The sequence below is a fragment of the Treponema sp. OMZ 799 genome, assembly GCF_024181365.1.
Classification (GTDB): Bacteria; Spirochaetota; Spirochaetia; order Treponematales; family Treponemataceae; genus Treponema_B.
Map to the genome: position 1 here is coordinate 868,486 of NZ_CP051301.1, position 19,621 is coordinate 888,106.

Annotated in this window: 13 protein-coding genes; 7 read left to right on the forward strand and 6 right to left on the reverse strand. The window is 34.6% G+C overall.

The window, feature by feature from the left end:
* Position 1: 1 nt before the first annotated feature.
* On the reverse strand, positions 2–5,305 hold the full coding sequence (locus E4O04_RS03900; protein WP_253685325.1) for a diguanylate cyclase: 5,304 nt from the start codon (positions 5,303–5,305) through the stop codon (positions 2–4).
* Positions 5,306–5,316: 11 nt separating this feature from the next.
* Entirely contained in the window at positions 5,317–10,635 is a 5,319-nt protein-coding gene (locus tag E4O04_RS03905) for a diguanylate cyclase (RefSeq protein WP_253710032.1), read from the reverse strand.
* Between the two features lie 119 nt (positions 10,636–10,754).
* Here E4O04_RS03905 and recG point away from each other — a divergent pair, with 119 nt between their 5' ends.
* The 4 genes from recG (at position 10,755) to E4O04_RS03925 (ending at position 13,659) form a co-directional block, all read left to right on the forward strand.
* Complete coding sequence (gene recG / locus E4O04_RS03910; protein ID WP_253710034.1) at positions 10,755–12,812, forward strand: ATP-dependent DNA helicase RecG; 2,058 nt, start codon at positions 10,755–10,757, stop codon at positions 12,810–12,812.
* Positions 12,813–12,883: 71 nt separating this feature from the next.
* Positions 12,884–13,162 carry a DUF7724 family protein gene (locus E4O04_RS03915; RefSeq protein ID WP_253685319.1) on the forward strand — a complete coding sequence of 93 codons (279 nt, stop codon included), beginning with the start codon at positions 12,884–12,886 and terminating at the stop codon, positions 13,160–13,162.
* Entirely contained in the window at positions 13,155–13,376 is a 222-nt protein-coding gene (locus tag E4O04_RS03920; RefSeq protein ID WP_253685317.1) for a DUF7723 family protein, read from the forward strand. The genes E4O04_RS03915 and E4O04_RS03920 overlap by 8 nt, the downstream gene beginning before the upstream one ends.
* Position 13,377: 1 nt before the next feature.
* Positions 13,378–13,659, forward strand: a complete 282-nt coding sequence (locus E4O04_RS03925; protein ID WP_253685315.1) for a DUF4160 domain-containing protein — start codon at positions 13,378–13,380, stop codon at positions 13,657–13,659.
* 60 nt (positions 13,660–13,719) lie between these two features.
* Here E4O04_RS03925 and E4O04_RS03930 read toward each other — a convergent pair whose 3' ends face one another.
* The 4 genes from E4O04_RS03930 to E4O04_RS03945 are packed head-to-tail and all read right to left on the reverse strand — an operon-like array spanning position 13,720 to position 17,341.
* Positions 13,720–14,457: an RluA family pseudouridine synthase gene (locus E4O04_RS03930; RefSeq protein ID WP_253710036.1), complete on the reverse strand. Its 738-nt coding sequence runs from the start codon at positions 14,455–14,457 to the stop codon at positions 13,720–13,722.
* A 53-nt stretch (positions 14,458–14,510) separates the two neighbouring features.
* A complete protein-coding gene (locus E4O04_RS03935) occupies positions 14,511–15,113 on the reverse strand; it encodes a HutD family protein (protein WP_253710038.1) in 603 nt (200 codons plus the stop codon).
* A 3-nt stretch (positions 15,114–15,116) separates the two neighbouring features.
* Positions 15,117–15,755, reverse strand: coding sequence for a ribosome biogenesis GTP-binding protein YihA/YsxC (gene yihA, locus E4O04_RS03940; RefSeq protein WP_253710040.1), 639 nt, complete (start codon positions 15,753–15,755; stop codon positions 15,117–15,119).
* Entirely contained in the window at positions 15,752–17,341 is a 1,590-nt protein-coding gene (locus E4O04_RS03945; RefSeq protein ID WP_253710043.1) for a glucose-6-phosphate isomerase, read from the reverse strand. Before E4O04_RS03945 ends, yihA begins: the two co-directional genes overlap by 4 nt.
* Positions 17,342–17,471: 130 nt before the next feature.
* On the opposite strand from E4O04_RS03945, the gene E4O04_RS03950 reads away from it, so the two are divergent.
* The 3 genes from E4O04_RS03950 to E4O04_RS03960 all read left to right on the forward strand — a co-directional run bounded on the left by E4O04_RS03950 (position 17,472) and on the right by E4O04_RS03960 (position 19,621).
* A complete protein-coding gene (locus E4O04_RS03950) occupies positions 17,472–18,674 on the forward strand; it encodes a DDE-type integrase/transposase/recombinase (RefSeq protein WP_371922250.1) in 1,203 nt (400 codons plus the stop codon).
* 130 nt (positions 18,675–18,804) lie between these two features.
* Positions 18,805–19,398 (forward strand): CDP-diacylglycerol--glycerol-3-phosphate 3-phosphatidyltransferase, encoded by a 594-nt coding sequence (gene pgsA / locus E4O04_RS03955; RefSeq protein WP_253710045.1) that lies wholly within the window; start codon positions 18,805–18,807, stop codon positions 19,396–19,398.
* A complete protein-coding gene (locus tag E4O04_RS03960) occupies positions 19,391–19,621 on the forward strand; it encodes a YdbC family protein (protein WP_253710806.1) in 231 nt (76 codons plus the stop codon). Before pgsA ends, E4O04_RS03960 begins: the two co-directional genes overlap by 8 nt.

Consider the following 19,621-nt stretch of genomic DNA (forward strand, 5'->3'; position numbering starts at 1 on the left):
CTTAAAAGAATGGAGCTATTAGACCTGCAAATAAGCTTGTTAAGTTTACCTCTTCCGTTCCGAATTTCCTTTTTCTGATTTCAACTACAAGATAGATTATAGCTTTTATTTCTTCCTTTAGGATTACCGGCACAAGAATGGTAGAATTCCAGTTGGGTACTCCCGTTATAGCGTTTTTTCCCGAAATATTTTCCCAGTCTATTTTGCATAGTTCTTTTTTTTCGGACATTACTTCGATTATGAAGTCTCTATTTACAGGAAATTCCGGTTTTGAAACAGGTCTATATTTAAAGATTCTTTTGGATTGCTTTTCTTTGACAGGGCAGATAAAGATTCCTGAATCGGCTCCTGTACTGTCTATTATTTTTTCAAGGCAGATTTCAAGTCTTTTTGTTTTTGATATGGAATGCCGTATGAGCGATGCAGTATCGATAAAACTTAGAATATTTTTTGTATCGTTTATGGTGTTTCCTGTTAATATTCCGGCGAGCCTGTCTGCTTTTTTTTTGATAGGCTCCAGATCTTCTTCCCATACAACTGTTTGGTTTCTTCCCCAATTTTTTGCAGCATATAGGGCTTGATCTGCTTTTGACAATAGATCTTTTTCCGCTGTTCCGTGCATGGGGAATACGGCTATACCCATACTGATCGTTACTTTAAGCGCTGGATCTTCAAAACGTAATGCTTCTACCTGTTTTCTGATTTTTTCTGCTATTACTAAAGCTTGTTTTTTTTCGGTATTAGGGAGCAAAATAACAAACTCTTCTCCTCCGACTCGGCCGAGTATTTGTTCTTTTTTTAATACACTCAATGCAGTTTTAGCGGTCGTTTTTAAAACAGTATCACCCAGCTGATGACCGAAGGTGTCGTTTATTTTTTTAAATTTATCCAGATCGTACATGAGTATACTAAAAGGGTTGTTACTTATTTTGGAAACTCTTAAAATGTCATTTAGTACGGTTTCAGTGTATTTTTTTGTCAGTGCCGAGGTCAGTTTATCTGTAGCTGCTTCCTGTTGTGCCTTATAGCTTTCTATTAAAAATGAGAATATATTTTCGATACTTAGGCAGAAGCGTATTCCAAAATTACTGAAGTTATTTATTTCTTTATTTGATACAAAAACCAAATAGCCGGTTGTGGTGTTTCCTGTTTGCGTATTGCAGGAATTTATCGGAATAACAAGGTGTGATGAAATTTCTCTGTCTGTCTTAATATTTATCGTATTGTATGTAGATGATTCTATTAATCTTGCAATTTTTTCTATAGTTTTATTTTGGCCGAAATTAAATAAAGACTCGATTTTATTATCGGTTGTTGTGATAAATACATCAGCCGAATTCGCAAGCAGATTTAAAGCCGTAAAATTTAAAAGATCATTTATATTTTTTAGAAAATCATCTGAGAATTTTTCTATTATATCATCAATCGATTTATTTTTAAATCTACCGGATGTTTTTGTTTGAGATATAATATTCAAAATAAAGGCCGGATTATTTTTTAATTTTTCAACAGTATTTTTGGATAAGAGTTTTTTTATCTGTTCATAGGATAGTAGTCCGTTAATTTTTTTATATTCAGGTTTTATTTTTTTGTTGATATAATCATCTATTATCAACGATGGCAATTCGTAGTGATGAGAATTAAAATAACTTGCTTTGAATTTTAAAGGTATTTTTTTTATAAAAATATTAATTAACTTTTGAGCTTCAACAAAATAAATCATTGCCATGTTAATATTATTCTTATTTAAATGGATTAGAGCCAGTTTAATATTTATATCTATACTTAAATCCGAGATGTATTTATTTTCAAGCAGAGAGGCGGCTTCTATCAGTTTTTTTTCCGCATTTTCAGGTTCAATATATGCTTCTAAAAATAAGAGAGGAGCCTTTATTAAAGGCTGATTGCTGTAGCAATTTATTCCAAGTATAATTTTAACTATTTTTTTAAAATCAATATCAGAGCGGAATATGATAATTTTTCTTATACGGTAGACTAGCTCATAGAATAAAAAATATATATTCTCTAAAAAGACTTGATTTGAGATTATTGCTAAGATATCTTCTTCCAGTTTTTCAACTGAGTTTATTTTACCTTGTGCAATTTTATTTAAAGTAATGCACAATAATGAAAAAACTTCTAAAAGGTCTGTAATATTTTTTTGTCCTTCGATATCTTCCTTTAAAATTTCGGTGTCAGTTTCAAAATGCCCCATTGCGTAGTAAAAACTGCTTTTTGTTTGTTTGAAGGTGCTTATATGTAGCGGATCTTTGGATATGCTTTTATCTTTAAGCATTTTAAATATTTCCGATTCGGTTTCAGCAGCTTTGTCATACATGCATAGTGACAGGTAAATTTCATAAATAACGGTTTGAGCAAAAAATATTATGTCGGTATCAAAGTTTTGCATCATTTTTTTTATGGACTGATTGCAAATATCATAGGCCTTTTCATAATCATAAAAGTGTAAATAGGCAATGCTTAGATTAAGTAATGCGAGTGTTTCCGCAACCGTGTTACCCGATACGTTATTGTTTTTTAAAATTTTTGTATAATATACTATTGAGGCATCAAAGTCTTTATATGCCTGTTCTTGGATAATAGCTAAGTTATTATAGGCTGTATCTTCAATATTTGTATTGCCTATTTTTTTTGCATTTTTAAGAGTTTCCAAATAGGTTTTTTCCGCTTCTTTATAGTCGCCTGAATAAAAAAGGTTTGTACCCAGATTCAACAGCACTTTTGTTTTGAGTGATTTAAATTCTTTTGAATTACCGCATTTTAATATAATTTTTTTTGCTTCATTGACGGCTTCAGTATATTTTTTGCTGTATTGTAAAAATTCTACCTTTGCTTTATCAAACAATAATTGAGTATAAGTATTATTTGCTTCGGCCGTAAATTTTTCGGCTATAGCTAAAGATTTAGCTATTTTTTCATATTTTGCTTTAGACTGAATTTCTTGAATTGTTTTTATTATATGAACTTGTGCTGCAGCTATTTTATTTGAATTGAAGCCGTTTATTATTTCTTCGGCCATTGCTATTTTTTTACCACATCCTGCCGTATCATCATTTTCTAAATATGATTCTGCAAGAATAAGAAGTATATCAAGTTTTCTGCTGTTGTCGGCTTTTGGGACAAACAAATATATTTTTTCAAATATCTCGATATAAGCTATATGAGTACATTGTTTTTTTATTTTATTTTTATATTTTATACAATAATTAACCGCTTCTGCAAATAGTTCCGATTTTTCGGCATGCCAGATAAACTCATGAATACTTACAGATTTTATTGTTTTTATCCTTTGCATAATTTTTTTATGTGCTTCTACTCTATAAGCGCAATCAAGTTCATTGTACATCATTTTTTGCAAGATTTTATTTATGATTGCGTATTCATCTGCGTACTGCTTTGTGATTTTTTTTATGATGTTTTGCTCTAAAAGTTTTGGTATATATTTTTTAACGGCTGCGGATGTTACATTAAGTATTTTTGGTAAAGCTTCAGCTTTAAAACTGGATTTAAATATACATAAGTCTTTTAAAAAATTTAATTCATCCTCATTAAGGTTTTTTATCTGCTTTCTTACAGCCTGCTGTATATTTGTAGATATCGGTATCGGGATAGAAGCAGTGGACAAACTGTCTGAAAGTTGACATAGCTCCATCGATTTGTCTTTTTTTAGCTCACCTGAAACAGTAAGCTCTTTTAGAGCTTCATTAATAAATAAGGGGTTCCCACCTGTGTTCAAATATATCTTTTTTAATAGTACCTCCGGAATGTTTCTTATATTTATTGTATTTCTTATTAAACTTTCTGTTTCCGGTTCAGATAAGTTTTGAAGATTTATTTTTTTTATTGCGGCTTGATTTGATAAAACTTTAATAAGTTTTTTTGAATTTTGATTATTATTAATTAGACTTTCATTAGCGGATTGTATCAGTATTATATTCTTTTTATCCGAATTTTCTATTATTAGGTATAATATTGTTTTTGTTATAAATTCGCTTATCAAATGTATATCGTCGATTATAAAAACTATGGGCTGTGATGATGAATTTTCTACTATTAAACCTACTATTAAGTTTATAAGCTTATATTTAAGTGCGCTTATTCTTATTATATCTTCATTGATTTCTATTTCTGATTTTAAAGCTTCAAAGATGCTGTTTAGTTTTTTTTCATAATTTTTTTGGATTAAAGAATTTTTTAAAAATAAACTTTTCATGAGATACAAAATAAATTTGATATCGTCCATGTCACTCAGGCTTGGAATATAATAAACATCCATTTTTTTTAGTAGTAGTAAAAAATACAGCTCGGATAGGAAGTAGGTCTTTCCTATGCCAAAAGCACCGGTAATCAAAATGTTTTTATTTTCAGGTTTCGATGTTTTTGTTTGTTTAAATACGGAAAAAATCTCTTTTTTTTCTTTTTCTCTATTTATAGGAAATTGCTGTTTTTTTACAACACTCATTGGAGTCGAAATATTGTAGTCGGTATTTATGTTGTAATTAATATCCGATATTATTTCATAAAACGGATAAGGTTCTTTTTTAAGTTTTCGTGTGTGAATTTCGTTATATATTTTAAAAAAACACGTGTAAAGATATTTTTCGTTTTCATTACTTATTTGATTAGTTTTGGTCTGTTGAAGTTCTTGAAAATATTTTTCATGATTTTTTATTACATTCTTTTTTAAAAGCAAGGATAAAATGATTGTTTTTAAAATATCATGGCTATAAGTAAATGTGTGAATTTCTTCATTTGATAAAAAGCTTATTTGGTGTGAATATTGATTTTTTTCGGTAATAAGGTTCTTTGCTTTTATAGAAAATCGGTCATTATCTTTTATCACATATATATTGTTTAGATCAAAGTTGTTATATACTATTCCGTATGTTATTAAATAGTTTAACTCTTTCAGTATTGCTGCAAATAATTCAAAAATATCCTTTGTTGCAGCATCAATTAAAAAATCTGATAAGGGCTCTTTCTTTTCTATATATTCTATTGTATATAAGTAAATGTTCTCATCTATTATTTTATTGTCTATACTTATTAAACGTGTGAAGTCATAATTTTTTAGGTGGACCGTTTCTTTTAATTGCTTTATCAGAATAAATTTTTCTCTTATAAAATGCATAAAATCTTCATCTAAGTCTGCAGCATATACCAGTCTTAATTCAAGTTGTTCTCCTTTGTCGGAGTCTAAATCTTGAACAACAAAACCTGTATTATTTTTTAATTCTATCGGGAGCTCTTTAATAATTCTATATCTGTTATTTAATATTTTCATCTGATTCTCCCTTATATATTTGCAGATATTATGTCTGCTAAAAATTTAAAAAAATTAAATTTACTTAAGTTAAATTTGGCATGTTTTTCAGGTGCCGCCAAATAAATTATTCCTATGATATTTTCATTTTTTATTATGGGAGTAATCATTACAGAATTCCATTCCGGCATATTTGTTATGCTGTTTCTTTTTGTGATTGAGTCCCAATCTACTTGGTAAATACCTACACCGTCTTCAGCAACTGTGTGAACCAGTTGTTCATTTACCGGATAAGATTCAAATCCTATTTTTGCACTGATTTTAAAATTTAATTCATTGCATTTTTTATTTACTGATTTAAGAATGATTGCTCCGCTTTCGGCTTCAAAGAATTTTACTATCTTTGATATTAGAGTTTTTGATATGTCTTTTTTCTTAAGATTTGTTTTTAATATATCGCATAATTCTATTGTCGCGGATATATGTTCACTAAAATACGATTCATCAGCTATAATAACTGCGGCTAGACTTGTTTTATCTCCCTTTTTATTAATTATAGACGGACTCCATACGGTGCTTTTATTTCTTCCTGTGTTCTTGGAGTTATATAAGGCTTGATCCGCATTTGTAAGTAGTTCTGAAGTAGTTTTTCCGTGTTCGGGAAATGTTGCGATTCCAAGACTTATTGTTATGGCTGTATCAAATTCTGTAAAAACCAAGTTTTCTATTTTTTTTCTAAAATATTCTGACGTTTTAAAGGCTTTTTGCGAATCTGTATCAGGCAATATGATGGTAAATTCTTCACCGCCGTATCTTCCCAGTATCTGCCCCTGGTTTAAGGAATCTAAAATAGTCTGAGTTACTTTTTTAAGAACTATATCGCCTACAAGATGTCCGTAGTTATCGTTTATGTTTTTAAATTTATCCAAGTCATATAAAATAAGTGAAAATTTAGAATTTGAGTTATATAAATTTTTGATAATATTTTTGAAGAAAACTTCAAAATATTTTCTTGTATAGGCTCCGGTTAAGGTATCATAAGCTGCTGATTGCTGAAAATTTTTACTTTCGACTAGCATAGTTAAAAGATTGGAGTGTTTTTTACAAAAAGAGCTTCCTTCATGTGAAAAATTGTTTATGACATTTTCCGATATAAAAATCATAAAACCTAAAAGTTTATAATCGTTAGCTCCAAAATTCTTTTTATTAACGGGAATTATCATGCACGGTTTACGTAATACGGCTTCTATTTTAGTTGTGTTTTTATATCCGAATTTTGTTATAAAATCAAATATTTTCCTTAAATCGCCGTTTTCATCTTCGTTGTGTAATATAAACGACGGTTCACCCGATGTGCTTATTTCTAAAAAATCATATGATGTGGCAATTACATTTAAAGCTAAGAATTTCATTATTTCCGATACATTTTGTATGTAGTTATCAGTAAAATTATTGATAATTTCAACCGATGTAGTATGCTCATAGCCTTCATTTTTTAAAAAAGTTTGTATCAATTCATTTCTAAAGTTTTTATCTTTTTTTATGATATTTATATGTTTAAGGTTTAAGATTTCTTTCAGTTCTGCATTAGTAACCTTTCGGTTGTATTTTTTATCCTTTTGCGGAGTTTTCCCTTTTATAAAATCCGATACTATATCGAAGGCTCTGTTAAATTGCCAATTATTGAATAATTTGACCTTGTATTTTTCAGGAGTGTTTTTTATTATATTTGATATTTTATTTTGAGCTTCCAGATAATATACGATAGCTAAGCTTTGTATTCCGGCTGCATAATAGTAATCTCCTAATGCCATATTAAGAAATAATGTGATATTTATCAGCCGCTTAGGCTTCATAAGTTGAAGATTTTCTTGTAAGATATGTTCGGATTCCGTTTTATTTAAATAAGTTTTTAAATAGTGCATTCCTGACTGTTGAAAGTCATATAGATCGGGCATATCGAATTTTATTATCTGTACTATTAATGGAGCAAAATCGATGTCGGGCCGCTTTATAGTTGCTGTAATTACCGTATCAAAGAAATTTTTGGTAAGCTGTCTTCGATTTTTCATGCTGTATTTTTTTACATTTATATACACATTAAATATTTTTATTAAATTATTTATATCAGATTTTTTTCTTTGAATTATTCTTAATGCTTCCAACATAAAATATACCATAAATATCTTATGATCCGAAAGATATTTTTTTAGCTTTATGCTTTTTTTCAAATAGCTAATTGCCTTATTATTATATCCGAATTCTTGATACATTCTTGCCATAAGAGCGTAAAATATAAAATTATGCTGGTACAAGGTCTTTTTTTGGGTTTCCCGTGCTGTTTTTATATATTTTTTTCTGTATTCATAAAATTCTTTATATCTATTTAAGTTTTGGGTTATCTCCATAAGTGTTGTAATGCACGGAAGTTTCAACATCACCATATTATTAGCAAGTATTTTGTTTTCCGCTTCCTTTGCATATTCGTAAGCTTCATAGTTGTTTTGAATTTCACATAACATTCTTGCATAATTAATTATAGAAACGGTTTCAATAATCAAAAATCCTAACTTTTTGGCTAAATTTATGACATCCTTTGTATATGCAATTGTTTTTTCAACATTTGAATGTCTGTTCCAATGCATTACCGAGATATTATACATTGAAATAAGTTCTGTTTTTATATTATTGGATAAAGATGAAAGCTCCTTTGCTTTTTGAAAACATTTAAAAGATATTTTTTTCTCATTTTTTTTATCATAAAGATATCCTAAAAATATATAAGCTTCAATTCGATAAGTAACATATTCAGGATGATTTTTTGTCAGATTAAATATTTTATATGTAGATTCTTTAAAACCACGATTTTGCTGTTTTATATGATAGTATAAACATTTTGCATGCTGTAATCTTAGATTAACTATATCTTTAGATGTTTTTGTATATAATTCCACCAGTTTATCTACATAAAAAAGAATTTTTTCTTCATTTAAAGCTCCGTATTCGTGCCTGGCCATTAAATTGTAATAGCATGATAAAAGATCTGCATCTTTTATTTTAGGTAATATTTCCTCAAGGATTAAGATGATTTCCGCTTCTTTATTTCTTATAGCCATTTGATTATATAGCTCGAATATTTTTAACAGTATCTGAAATTTGGCCTTTATACTTTGACCGGATATTATTGAAGGAATTTTTTCATAAATCTTTATTACGGCATCCAGATTTTTTTCCTTCATATTTTTTTCCACTATATCCAGACAGCAGCTTAATGCGGCTTTTTTATTTCCCGATTCTTCCAGATGCCATATAAGTTCGTTTATATCGGTATTAGGTTCTTTTTGAAGAATTTGACTTATTTTTTTATGCTGTAACATTTTATTCTTAGGCGGAACCATTTGATACAAAATATTATGCATAATTTGGTTGGTAATGGCGTACTCTTGCTTGTCTCCTGTTTTTATAACTGTAATCAAACCTTTATTTATAATTTTTTTTATATTTTTATCTATTTGGTTCGGCGGTAGGGCTAAAATTTTATACAGATATTCTATTTTGAATTTATTTTGAAATAATGATACTTCAAGAAAGAATTTTTTTTCGCTTGCTGAAAGAATATTCAATTGGTTTGTTAAAGTTTCTTCAATTGATTTTGGAATTTTGTTTTTCAGCTCTTCTTTGTATATTTCTTCTTTAATAACCCATATACCCGTCAGCTTTTCCCTGTATATTATTCCGGTATTGACAAATTCTTTTATCATTTCGATAATAAAAGACGGGCAGCCTGATGTATACTTATATAAGGTTGGGCCGAACCCTACCGGAGGATATTTTAAGAGCATGATATTTTTTAGCATCTCTATCGTTTCTTCTTTAGAAAAATAATTTAGTTCAAAGGTTTGGCATTTTTCATAATTGTTTAATATGTTTAAAAAAGATTCAAATTTAGGCGAAACAGGTGTAACTGCTTCGTCATAAGACAGAATAACTCCTAATCTTTCAAGCTCTGTAATTTCCGTAGCTAAATATAAAATCGTATCCAATATAAAGTCGTTTGCGAATTCTACATCATCGATAATTAGGAATACAGGCAGTTGTCCGATTGTTTTAAAAAACAAGTTTTTTGCTTCATTAAAAGTTTTAAACTTCATATGATCATATTCTTTTTCGGTATTAATAGAAAACTTACGATCACGAATTTGTTTTACATTTTTTATAATGTTTTCTCTTTCGTCTATATCTTGGAGAGAATACGAATTTAAAAATATTTTTCCTAAAAAATCATCCCAGAATTCTTCTGTAGTTGAATTTCTGAAATTATAATTAGCATATATGTTTGTTCCTTCTAAGGCTAAGCGGTATTCAGCTTCTTTTAAAAATCTTGTTTTACCTGTTCCTTGGTTTCCCTTTATGAGAAATACCGTTTTTTTCGCTTGCCGTGAATGTATCTCATTTCTTGCCTGTGATACCATATTTATTTCTTTTTGCTTTCCTACTAATTTAGGTCTAAAAGTTATACTGTTAAGAGGCGGAATGATATCTGCAGGGCAGTTCCTATTAAGTTTATTATTTATATCTTGAATGATTGTATGTATTTTATTGTTTTTATCTTTATGCTGAGTATGTTTTTTTGCAATTTCATATAAGGCATTAAAAATGTCTTCATCTTTTTTATTTAATTTTTTATAAACCGTTTTTAATTTAGAAAGAGCCGATGAAATGCTTGTTTTAACTTCTTGTCCTGCGAGTAGTGTAACGATAAAAGAAATAACGGTATCTATATTTTCATTAGTTCCTGTGTAATCTTCGGCTTCTTTAAACCGCACTGATGTGCTGTTTTCAAGTTTTGCCGATACGATATCCTTGATTCTGATTCTAAAACCGTCTTTTTCTTCGACTATAATTACATTATCATGAGTGAACACCTCATATTCAAAGCCCATATTACTTGCATGAACGAGACTCTGACAAACGGATACGGTTATTTTGAGAATATCTTCCATTGAACAATTTTGTATGAATTCCAAAACAGGGATTCCATTTTCAAGATGTTCGGTGGTAAAAATATATAAAATTTCATCGGGACTTGAATGGGGTAAAGAGGGATAGGACAGGTATAAACTGGAAAATCCGTAATTTTTAAGATAAAAATAGTTACTGATAGTGCTTATGGTAATGAAATTATCTTTAAAAAAATCGAGCTCCTCTTTTTTTAGTTCTAAAGATGATACAATTTTTAAGTTAATTTTTATGCTTTCCGACCATAAATCTGCGGCCAGAAATTCCTGCACATAAGGCATCGAGTTGCTTATCTTGTTAATAATCTTGTATCGACTATTTATGATTTCCATAGACTAAACCCGGTCTGTGATTTAGCAAAAATGTAATCACAGCAACCTAATAAGACTATCATATTTTATCAAAAAAGTCTAGTACTTATAATTTTTAAAAACTTATGCTACAATAAATTATGCTTATTTCTGAAATACAGGGCACTCTTACAAATATTGCCGGAGTAGGTGCAGCCGCGGTCTCACAGTTAAAAAGGCTTGGTGTAGAAAATACCGGAGACCTTTTAAGGCTTTTTCCGCGGGATTGGGAAGACCGCTCAAAGATAAACGTTTTTTTGGATTGGAACAGGTTTCAAAAAATTCATGTAGAAGTTACCGTTGCAGGCCATGAATGGTTCGGCTTCGGCAAGATGAAAACCTTAAAACTTATTGTATCCGACAAAAACGGAATGACGGCCTCTCTTATCTGTTTTAACCGCCCCTTTTTAGAAAAAAGCTTTCCCATAGGAGCAAGGGCCTTTGTGTACGGCTCTTTTTACCGCAAATACGGAGAAATTCAGTCCTCTGCATTCGAACTTGAAAGATACGAAAATATGCAGGCAAGGATTCTTCCGGTTTATCCCCTGACTTCAGGACTCGGACAGGCAAAACTTCGGAAAATAATTGCTTCCGCCCTAAAAATGTACGGACAAGGCATTGATTCCGAGCTTCCCGATTCCGTTTTAAAAAAATACGGTCTTCCGCCTAAGCAGGAAGTGCTTTTTATGCTCCATGCGCCGAAATCCATGGCTGAGGTAGAAAAAGGCCGCTATGCCCTCATCTTTGAAGAGTTCTTTTTGTTTCAATATGCCATAGGGATGAGGTCGATTGAGAGGCGGGGAAGGCTTCCCAACCTTGAAGATGAAAGAAATATCGGCAAAACTGTCAAAAAAGAGCCTCTTTTAACGCCGCTTCAAAAAGCCCTCTTGGAAAGGCTTAATTTTAAGCTTACCCAAGATCAGCTTTCGGTCTGTGCCGAGATAAACGAGGATCTGGACGGCCCCAACACAATGGCCCGTCTTATGCAGGGAGATGTCGGCTCGGGGAAGACTCTTGCCGCCTTTTTAGGCTGTTTAAAGGTAATAGAGCAGGGCGGTCAGGCGGCCTTTTTAGCCCCCACAGAGCTTTTAGCCCGCCAACATGCCGAAAATGCAGCCCGCCTCTTGGAGCCCCTCGGTGTACGGCTTGCCTTTTTAACCGGGAATACCAAGGCTAAGGGAAGGAGCCGTCTTTTACAAGAATTGCAAAAGGGAAACATCGATTTGATAATCGGTACCCACTCTCTTTTTTCGGCAGGGGTGCAGTATAAAAATTTACGCCTAGCCGTAATAGACGAACAGCACCGCTTCGGAGTTCTCCAGCGCTCGGCCATAATCCAAAAGGGAGCCGAAAGCAATGAAGAAAAACGGAATCCCCACCTTCTTATGATGAGTGCAACTCCCATTCCCCGAACCCTCGCCCTTTCTATCTTCGGCGACTTGGATATTTCGACCATAAAAACCATGCCGCCCGGAAGGAAGCCGATTATCACCTATGTTGCTGCGGAGGAGAAAGCCGAAAGGGTTTATAACTTTATCGGGCAGGAGATTTTACAAGGCAGGCAGGCTTATTTTGTATATCCTTTAATAGAAGAAAATGAAGACCTTTCCCTAAAATCGGCAGAGAGGATGTTTGAAGAATTAAGGGCAGGTTTTCCCAATCATAGGTTGGCCTTAATTCACTCCAAGGTTCCGGAAGAAGATCAAAAAAGAATTATGGAGGAATTCGGGTCGGGGAAGCTCAATATTTTGGTTGCGACTTCTGTTGTCGAGGTCGGTGTGGACGTTCCCAATGCGACCTGCATGGTGATAGAACACGCCGACAGGTTCGGCCTTTCCGCACTGCATCAGCTCCGCGGAAGGGTCGGGCGCGGAGATCTCCAAGCCTATTGTTTTTTGATTTACGGGAAAAAAATTACCGAGGCCGGAAGAGCCCGCCTTACTATAATGAAGGAAACAAATGACGGCTTTATAATCTCCGAGGAAGACCTAAGGCTCCGAGGCCCCGGAGATATAGGCGGAATTGAGCAGTCGGGTTATCACCTCGGCTTTACGATTGCAGACCCGGCCCGTGACTTTAAAATTTTGCAGGAAGCCCGCTCCGCCGCCTTTGAGCTCCTCGAGCAAACTAAATTTAATAAACCTTTTGATAAGTGTTAGAACTACTGTAATTTTAAATATTTATTGTTCTGCAAGTAGTTTGTTTTATATTTTTATGCTATAATTTAAATATGAGCGTATTTGATACAGCTTATTTAAGCAATGACGGTTCATACACATTATTCTCTTTTAATAATACTCGATTAAAATTTGCAGCTCCGTATTCACTGGAAAAATACGAAAAAATTCTCTATTGGGACAGCGGCTATCTTGAGGTGTTGGCTAAATATAGTCATAATTCTGAACCGGAAGAAGAATATATTGATTTAATTCCAATATTAAAAAATTTATATATTGATGTAGAAGAATTTTTATCTTCAATTAGAAAAGTGGAGGTGCGTTATGCCTGATTTATATAAAATTGCTCATGAGGCAGATGTTATTGATAACGGTTTTGCATTTAAGAAAATCCCTGATGGAATAAGAGTTTTTAATCTAAACAATGGTTACGGTGCTGCAGTTTTTAAGCCTGATGGGACTTTGATAGAAACAAATATGGATGATATAGAAATAGCTGTTTCGAAAAAATATTTACAAAGTTGTTTAAAATACATGGAAGATTAATATGCCGAAATATTTTTCATTTAAGGTTGCTGGGTATTATTTATATTTCACATCAAAATGTATTATTGAGGCGTTTCATGTACACGCGAGTGATTCTAAATTAACGGAAGAAAGTTCTGCTAAATTTTTTGTAAAAGATAATGGTGATACAGTAATTCAAAATAGAGGTATTCTGACTGATAAAGAGTTAAGGAAAATACAAGAGTTTATCAAAGAAAAATATATTCAGATGTATGAAAAATGGTGTGAGTACAGTTATGAAAGCTTTTATGTTGGAAAATAAGTTCTAACACTCACCTTCAAATCTGACGCAGCAGTCAAGCCGCTTTTGCAAAGCCTCTTTTTACAATTTTGAAAGCTGATTGATAAGACTCGCCATGTCCTTAGGGTAATCTGCTTTTATTTCTATTTTTTCCCTGCTTATGGGATGAAAGAATTTTAGCGAGTGAGCATGGAGGGCTAATCGCGAGATTATGGGACGCTCTTCATATTTATCGCCCCTCCAATTCTTTTTTAAGGCTGATATGTAGACTGGCTCTCCGTTTCCGTAAAGACTATCGCATAGGATGGGAAGTCCCAGATGTTTTAGGTGGGCTCTTATCTGATGAGTTCGGCCGGTTATGGGACGGGCTTCCAAGAGGGAAAAGCGGCCTAATTTTTTTAAAAGAGAGAATTCGGTTAAGGAATCTTTTCCTTTTTTTTCGTCTATGAGGGTGCGGTGCATCTTATCGCCGTCTATTTTCAATCTTGCTTCGCTTTTAAAATTTTCTTCTCTAGGGCAGCCGGCTGATACTGCATGATAGATTTTTTCTATTCTGCGGTTTTGAAAATCATCGTTTAAGATTTTATGGGCTTCAGCATTTAGGGCATAGATGATGAGCCCGGAGGTCTCCTTGTCGAGCCGATGAACGGGATAAATTTTTGCTTCCGGCTCTTTTTTTAAAAGAGCTTCTTCAAGTATCTTATCGAGGCGGGGAGCTTCGCTGTCCCAGCGGTCGGCCGTTACAAGGAGGCCTGCACTCTTATTTACGATTATGAGGTCTTTATCTTCATATACTATTTCGTAAAGCTTTTTTTTCATTATAATTCCAAGTTTGTGATTTTAAGTTTATGATTTTTTTATCTTGCTTCAGGTTAAGAAACTACAGGAATCTTTCCGTAAAAGAGGCTTATCGTTCCTTCTGTCGAAATCAAAACTTCTTCTTTTGTATCGCAGTCCGGTTCAAAAATAATCAGGTCCAATTTATCGAGGTTGAACTCTTTTCTTTCTCCGGCTGTTTCGGCAGTAAGAGGAACTTTAGCATTGTACGAAAAAATCCATCCTATTTCTCCCTTCGATACCGAAAACTTTAAAACCGAATTTTTGTTTAAGGCAAAATTTTTCACTTCCGTCTCTACGCCTTCTTTTACCATTAGGTTAAAATCCCTAACCCTTCCCATGCTGACCGTTTTTGCGCCTCCTTCAAAGGCGTAGACCTCGTAGGGCTTGAGCTTGGTGAAGTTTTTTTCGTCATGGCTTATTTTTAAGTCTCCGTTTAAGGGAGAAATAAAACGGAAAAACCCCGGAAGGGGAGTAAAGTCCGACCTATCCAAATCGACTGTAGCGGAGCTTAGGCGGAACAAAAAATTTCTTTTTTGATAATCGGCCTCAGGCGGATAAATAAAAAGTTCCGTTGTTGTGCCGCCGCTCCAGTTTGAAGTTTTAAAATCTTTTTCTCCGTAATGTGTAATTTTCATAACTTAAATCCTTTTTGAGATTAAGGAAAAAATCTCGTCCCTTCCCGTTTTTTTTGCAGCAGAGCTTACTATGATGAGCTCTTCGTCAAAGTTAAAGAAGGCGGCCCAAGCATTTTTTGCCTTTATCTGATCGTTTTTGCCTATCTTATCGGCCTTAGTTCCGACTATTACAACCTCAATATCCAGCTTGTGGAAAAAATCGATGCTCTCTTTTTCGGTTTCTGTAGGTTCCCTTCTCATGTCCATCAAAAAAAAGATGGTTTTTAAGAGGGGGCGGTTTGTACAATACTCGTAGAGCATCTTGTCGATTTGCAAGGTCATTCCGCCTGAAAGTTTTGCATAGCCGTAGCCCGGCAGGTCTGTAAGCACAAACATATCCTTAGGGGCCGGCCCTGAAAACTTTTTGGTCTTAGGGTTAAAATTTAAAGAAGCCGGACGGTTTACCAAAAAGAAATTTACCTCCCTCGTCATTCCGGGGCGGGAGCCTGTCTTGACCAAATTTTTTCTGTTGACAAGCATGTTTATCAAGCTCGACTTCCCTGCATTGGAACGCCCGAAAAAGGCAAATTCGGAAACGCCTGTTTCGGGAAACTGCTCTGCCTTGACGGCCCCTTTTATAAATTCCGCATTTATAATCTTCATAGAAGTTCCGAAAAGGCCTTGAGGGCGGGAGGCATATCCTTTGAAAGCACCTTCTTTGCAAGAGTTTTGCCTAGCTGAACTCCCTCTTGGTCGAAGCTGTTGAGGTTCCAGATAAAGCCTTGGAACATCACCTTGTTTTCGTAGTGTGCAAGGAGGGCACCGAGGTTTTCCGGGTTTAGCTCTTCTCCGTAGATTAAACTTGCGGGACGGTTGCCTGCAAAGTCCTTGTTTTTGTTTTCATCGGTTTTACCCGCTGCAAAGGCCATTATTTGGGCTGCCAAATTTGCATTGAGCTTTTGCATATTGGTAGAACCCTCGCTTTCGACATCGAGGCCGATTTGGCTTTTTTTAAAGCCGATAAACTGCAAGGGGATTATATCGCTTCCCTGATGAAGGAGCTGATAAAAAGAATGCTGTCCGTTTGTGCCCGGCTCTCCGAAAATTACGGGGCCCGTTTTATAGGAAATTTTTTCGCCTGAGCGGTTTACGGTTTTTCCGTTCGATTCCATGTCCAGCTGCTGGAGGTGGGCAGGGAAGCGGGAAAGGGCCTGACTATAGGGCAGGATGGCCGTCGCCGAATAAGATAATATGTTTCTTTCGTAAACACCGAGGAGGGCATCCAAGAGGCTTGCATTTTCTTTTATGTTCTTGTTTAAAGAAAGCTTATCCCCTTCTGCGGCTCCCTTTAAAAAGGCCTCCACAGTTTCCATGCCGAAGGCGAGGGCGAGTACTGCCGCTCCGCAAACCGAGGTGGAAGAATATCTTCCGCCTATAAAATCATCCATATAAAAGGAAGTAAGATAATCGGGGTTATTTGCAAGCGGGCTTGTTTCGCTTGTAACGGCAAGCACCTGCTTTTTGCAGTCAAGGCCGTTTTTTTCGAGAACGGATTTTACAAACCTTTCGTTTGCAAGCGTTTCCTGAGTTGTGCCGCTTTTTGAAACGAGGATAAAAAGGGAGCTTGCAAGATCGATGGAGTTTAAAACCTCAGCCGCATCATCGGGGTCTACATTGGAAATAAAATGAGCCCTCATTTTATGCTTGCCGGCTGCCGCCTTTGCCCAATTTTTTAAGGCTATGTACGTGGCCCTCGGCCCCAGGTCGGAGCCTCCTATGCCGATTTGGACTACATCGGTAAAGGTATTACCTGTGGAAGTTTTAATCTTGCCCGAATGAACTGCTTCGGAAAATTCTTTTATTTTTGCGAGCTCTTTGAGGTAAAAGCTCCTCATGTTTACGCCCTTATAAACCACATCGTTTTTTAATTGGCCGCGGGTCAACTGATGGAGAACCATACGGTTTTCGCCTGTGTTTATAAAATCCCCGTTGAGCAAGAGCTCATATTTTTCGATTAGGTTTTGTTCATCTGATAGAGCCTGCAAGGCTTTAAGGATTTCTTCATTTACGGGCTTAGCTGCATAATTGTATTTAAGGTTTCCGCCCATTTTGACCTGATAAGAGGTAACCCTTTCGCATGAATTTTCTTTATTGAAAATATCTGCTAAGTTTAAGTTTTTAGCCTGTTCTTTATGAACTTCCTGCAATTTTGTAAAAGATTTACAAGTATTTAAATTTTTCCATTCCATAAATTCTATTCTAACCTTTTTTTCTAAAAAAAACAACTCGTCGCATTGCCTCACGTTAAATCTAACCGAAAAAAAAGCTGTTCATCACGTAAAAATCTAACTTAAAATAGAAGCCCTAAGGAAGGGCAAAATGAGGTTAGATATGAAAATGAGAAAGAAGCTGACTGAGGAAATAGTGAAACGGTACTGCACTGCGTGCAAGAAACAAAAGACGAAAATCCTCGATGAGTTTGTCGCAACAACCAAATACAACCGAAAGTATGCAATTCACATTCTGAAAAACAGTGCATACATAAAAATAACGCATTTTAACAACGTCGCCAAAAAGAGTGTGAATGTTATTAAAAAGACACGAAAAAAGCGAACCTATGAAAAATACTACGGTCAAGACGTACAAGAGCAAGTCATCCGGCTATGGATTTTTTCGATGTACCTATGTTCAAAACGGCTCGTGCCTTTTATACGTGATAATATCGATTACTTTGCTCAAAAGTTCGGTTATGATGAACAACTTAAAGCAAAACTTGCTCGCATATCAAGCGCAACGGTCGGTAGGATTCTCAAGCCTGAAATTCCAAAACATTCTATCCGAGGTATTTCAACAACACGGCCTTCAAAGAATCTTAATAAGCTCATTCCAATCCGCACCTTTTTCGACTGGGATGAACGCAAACCGGGCTTTTTTGAGGTTGACACTGTCGCAAACTGTGGTATAAGTACTAAAGGACAGTATATTTGCACACTTACCCTTACTGATGTTCATTCAGGTTGGACGGAAAATAGAGCCCTTTTAAACAAAGCTCACCGATGGGTAAAAGAAGCGATAGAGGATGTGAAAATAAACTTACCGTTTCAGATGAAAGGTATTGATAGCGACAACGGAAGCGAGTTTAAGAATATGCAGCTTTTGCAATGGTGCAACACGAATAATGTTATCTTTACTCGAAGCCGATCGTATAAAAAGAATGATAATTGTTTTGTTGAACAGAAAAATGACAGTGTGGTAAGACGCATTGTCGGCTACTATCGATTTGAGGGAGAGGAGACACGAAGCGTTATGGCTGACCTTTATGAGCAATATAACATGCTTGTAAACTTCTTTTTTCCTTCAATGAAGATTATTTCAAAGCACAGGGTAGACGCAAAGGTCATAAAGAAATATGATGAAGCTAAGACACCGTATCGTAGGCTTATGGAGAGTTCTGATATAAGCGATGCTGAAAAAGATGAACTGCGACGTAGGAAGGACAGACTAGATTTACAACAGCTGATTGATAAAACACAAGAGCTACAGAGCAAACTTATTTCAATGGCTCACAGCTGGTCTACATAACTACGGTTAGATTTTTACTTGAGTAACGCATATCATTTGGGTTAGATTTTTACATGAGGAAATACGCTCGTTGGTAAAAGCGTACTTTTGCCTATTGACAAAAATGAATTAAAGCTACATCATATAAGGTATGAAGTTATCTAACGTTTTTACATCATCGCGTCTGGTGCTGGCTCCTCTTATTTATGTTTTGTATTTTTTGCCTGATTGGCTTCCTTTTATAAATCCTAAAATTACCATTCTTATTATTATTCCGATTTTTATTTTTATGGAATTTACCGATTTTTTGGACGGCTACTATGCAAGGCGTCATAATCAGGTGGATGAATTCGGGAAAATATTCGATCCCTTTGCGGATGTCGTTGCAAATGTGACGGTTTTATTTTGTTTTTTGATGGACGGCCTTTTATTTGCTCCCTTCTTTTTAATTATAGTTTACCGCGAATTCGGAATCATGTTTTTGAGGATGAAGGCCCGCGGGGAAGGTATGACAATAGGGGCAAAGATGGGCGGAAAGACAAAAACCGTGCTTTATATCGTTGCGGCAAGCGTTTCAATGTTTTTAAAGCTTGAGCAGATTTATGTATTTTTACCGCCGGCCCTTACCCGTTACGTTACCTATTTTAACTGGCTTCTTTATTTTGCGGCTGTAATCTTGTCGCTTGCATCATTTGCAGATTATCTTACTTCATATTTAAATACAAGGAGGGAAAATGATGAATAATCAGGACGAATTCAAGTTTGAAATTACAAAGAATTACGGTACTATCTCGGAAGGAAAGGGCGGTTGGAACACCGAACTTAACGAGGTTTCATGGAACGGGAGAGATCCGAAATTCGATATAAGATCTTGGTCCCCCGATCACCAAAAAATGGGGAAGGGAATTACGCTGACAAGGGATGAGCTTATAGTTTTAAAGAAACTTTTAGACGAGTCCGGGATATAG